The organism is Alcanivorax sp. HI0044, assembly GCF_001634945.1.
The window spans coordinates 1-675 of sequence record NZ_LWEZ01000971.1; the positions used below are offsets into that span (position 1 = coordinate 1).

Sequence of the window (675 nt, forward strand, 5' to 3'; positions counted from 1 at the left end):
ACAAAAAGCCACCGCGAGCCACGGGCTCGCGGTGGCTTTTTTATGTCGGGCCTCTGGCACCGGGCGTCCGGCGTAATACGTTACATAACAACAAGGAAAGTACATTTAGATTGTACGATCGTCTCAATTAACCTGTGGGCAGCGATATATCGACAGCTCTATATCCACAACAACAGGCTTATTGAGGAATCGCCATGCTGCTGCGCCAACCGGTTTTCGAGATCCCGTTCTTTCCCCGTGCTTTGGGTGCTATCGCCTTGAGTACCGCCTTGCTGGTGTCAGGGTGTGGTGGGGGTGGCAGCAGTGATGCGCCCGCCGCCAGTAGCCCGGCGCAGGAAGCAGAGCGGGAGGTGGCGGAGCCGCAAGCGCCGGCGGACGAATCCCCTGACAACCCGGCTACCGAGCCAGATGGCCCGCGCAAGGTCATTTTCGTGGGCAATAACTGGGAAGGCATGGTCGATGTGATTGATGCCAGCACCTACAAGCGACTGGGGCGCATCAATGGCATACCGGACCAGACCGAGCGGGAGAAGGCAATTGCCATGAACCCACTGGATCTGGTGTTCTTTCAGGGGATTCGCGTGCTCATTGGCGAAGGTCATCACCAGTACGTGGATGATATGTACAGCTCCAATGACGGCCGCCTGCTGATCGTCTCCCGCCCCAGCTATGCGG

Annotated in this window: 1 pseudogene; it reads left to right on the forward strand. The window is 58.1% G+C overall.

The features are described 5' to 3' along the window. Nucleotides 1-194 precede the first annotated feature (194 nt). Nucleotides 195-675 (forward strand): annotated as a pseudogene (locus A3730_RS11385) (serine/threonine protein kinase); the annotation flags it as partial.